Source organism: Enterococcus sp. CWB-B31, from assembly GCF_020567645.1.
Lineage (GTDB): Bacteria > Bacillota > Bacilli > Lactobacillales > Enterococcaceae > Enterococcus_L.
On the sequence record NZ_JAJDJW010000031.1, the window covers coordinates 1 to 2,737 of the forward strand.

2 protein-coding genes are annotated in these 2,737 nt (G+C 64.9%); both read right to left on the reverse strand.

Annotation, left to right across the window (positions count from 1 at the left end; translation table 11 throughout):
• Positions 1 to 178: 178 nt before the first annotated feature.
• Positions 179 to 967 carry an IS21-like element ISBmu1 family helper ATPase IstB gene (istB, locus tag LI954_RS15905; RefSeq protein WP_012213993.1) on the reverse strand — a complete coding sequence of 263 codons (789 nt, stop codon included), beginning with the start codon at positions 965 to 967 and terminating at the stop codon, positions 179 to 181.
• 4 nt (positions 968 to 971) lie between these two features.
• Positions 972 to 2,483, reverse strand: coding sequence for an IS21 family transposase (istA, locus tag LI954_RS15910; protein WP_027809980.1), 1,512 nt, complete (start codon positions 2,481 to 2,483; stop codon positions 972 to 974).
• Between the last annotated feature and the right edge of the window lie 254 nt (positions 2,484 to 2,737).

Consider the following 2,737-nt stretch of genomic DNA (forward strand, 5'->3'; position numbering starts at 1 on the left):
GCGGCTCGATGTCTCCACGACCATTTCGGCGGATTGCTCCGTACGATCCAAGCCCTGGGAAACGACGGCTTTTTGCTCAAGTGTGAGCGAAAGTGTCGCGGGGCGGCGTAAAGGAGCCGGGGATGGGCGGCGTAATGGCGCCAGCAGAACCGGGGGTAAAACGCGGATTCGAACGGTTTCAAGGTTGCGGTTTTTTGCCGTTTTTGGCAACTGCATTTTGAGGGGGATCTGGCATCGGTTTCGGGGTGCGGTAACTGTCGCCCTCGAGGACGAGCCGGTAGGCGCCGTGGCGTAGTCGGTCGAGTGTGGCGGTGCCGAGGATGCGGTTGTCGGGGAACGCGGCGCCCCATTCACCGAAGTCGAGATTCGACGTCAGGATGGTCGCCGCGTGCTCGTAGCGGGCCGCGACGAGATCGTGGAAGTCCTCGTCCTGCGGGGTACGTAGCGGTTTGAGCGCGAAGTCATCGACGATCAGCAGCGGCACCCGGGCGTACTGCTGGAACTTGCGGTCATAGGCGCCGGTGGCGCGCGCGGCGTTCAATCGCTTGAGCAGCTCGGTCTGCGAGATGAACAGCACATCGCGGCCTTGGCGGGCGGCGCAGTGGCCCAGCGCCTGGGCCAAGTGGCTTTTGCCGGTGCCGGTTGGACCGGCGATCAGGATCGCGACCTTCTCGTCGAGATACCGGCCTGTCGCGAGATCATGAACGTGTGAGCGGTTCAACGTAGGCAGCCGGTCGAAGTCGAACGTCTCGAGCGTCTTGCCCATCGCGAAGCCGGCGCGCAGCAGACGGGTGCCGAGCTTCTTGTGTTCGCGACGGGCAACCTCGTCGTGCAGCAGCATGGCAAGGAACTCGGTATAGGCGAGCTGCCCGTCGATCGCCTGACGGTTGCGCTGCTCAAGCGAGTCGAGGATGCCGGACAGGCGCAGCTGTTTGAGGATGGAATTCAATTCGGGACTCGGGTTCATGGTGTCAGTGGATCAGCAGGGATTGGAGATCACGGCCGAAGCGGCCGCCGTTCTGGTAAGCGCCAGTCGGGGCCGACGCGGGACGCGGCACCGGTTCGCTGTCCAGGCCTTTGTCGAGGATGCCCTTGATGGTGCTGTACTTCGCGCTGCTGAACGCGAGCGCACGCTCGCAGGCTGCTTCCAGCCTCTGATCGCCGACTTTCTGTCGCAGCCGGATGATCCCCTGCGCGCCGCGCAGGTTGACGAGCACCTTGTCGTTGAACAGCGCGAGGATCACGCCGTGGCACGACGGCCCGATCTCCTTCGCGCGCGCCAGACACCACTGCGGATCGTGCTCGAGCCAGGCCTGCGCTTCGGGCGGCTGGTGATCTCGCACCGTGTGGCGACCGCCGGCCCGCTGCCGCGGATGGGTTGCGACGAGTTCATGCCGATGGAACAGCTGGATGACCGTATCGGTCGCCTTCAGCCAGAGCGACTTGCCGACGAGCGTGAACGGTGCAGAGTACAGCGCGTGCTTGTAGACGACGTGGCCGTCGCGATGGACCGCCACCTCCTTCCAGACCGACAGTACCGGCGGCACGTCCGGCAATGCAGCGAGCAACGGGCGCTCGACGCCGAAGCGCGTCAGCGGCCGTTCGTGGACGGTGCCGTGGATACGAGTGCCGGCCTGCTGCATCACCCATTCGCGCAGTTGCCGGTTGGCGTCGGCCAGATCCCGGAACTCGCGCAGCGGCACGAAGGACTTCTTGACGTATTTGACGCCCGATTCGACGACGCCCTTCTTCTGGGGATCGTGCGGCGGACAGGCGTCGATCCGGAATCCATATCCCTCGGCAAGCGCGGCGTACGAGCGTTGCACCGCCGGCTCGTATCGACACGCCCGGATGATCGCGCACTTCGCGTTATCGATGATGACCCGGTCGGGACAGCCGCCGAACCATTCGAAGGCGCGCCGGTGGCTGGCGAGCCACGTCTCGACGGTCTGGTCCAGCACGATCTCGGCATACTGGTGGCGCGACCAGCACAACGTCATCACGAAGATCCACGTCCGGACCGCAATGCCCTCGACCGTCAGCACGGGTCCCGCGCCGAAGTCGACCTGCGCGGCGTCGGCCGGTGCGAAGTCGAGGATCGTTGTGGTGGCCACGCTGCGCTCGGCAGCCAGATGGCGCAGCATGCGCTTCACGGCACAATAGCTGCCGGCGTAGCCATGATTGCGTTGAAGGGCGGCATGGATCGTGGTGCCCTGAACGCCGGCGGCAAGCCATTCGCGGACCTGTTCGCGATATGGCTCAACCGTCGACACACAGGTGTGCGGCAGGTGCGGCGTGCGCCCGAAGACACCCGCGATCGTAGCGTCGTCCGGCAGCGGCTGCACCGGATCCAGCCAACTACGCGCTTCAGCCTCGCGGCGCACGGTCGTCAGCTTCTTGCGCCCCATCAAACCGCCGCGCGCGATGTCGCGGTCAGAATCGCCTTGCCGCATGCGGACAAGGACTTGGCGGTATTCAAACAATTCGAACCTCCTGTTGGCCATGGACGCTCCGTTCAAAAAGAACGGAGCGTACCGACTCGGAAAGTTCGAACCGCGTTCTCGCCCTGATGCTGCTGGCGCCTATGCGCCGCCCCTAACGTGGCGCCATTACGCCGCCCTTGGACTGGCGCCTATGTGCCGCCCCTCAAGTGGCGCCCTTATGCCGACCCCGCATTGGCTCCATAGCGCCGCCCCGTGACAAGCGAAAGCTCGAAGACTATGTCGACGTAACTGGC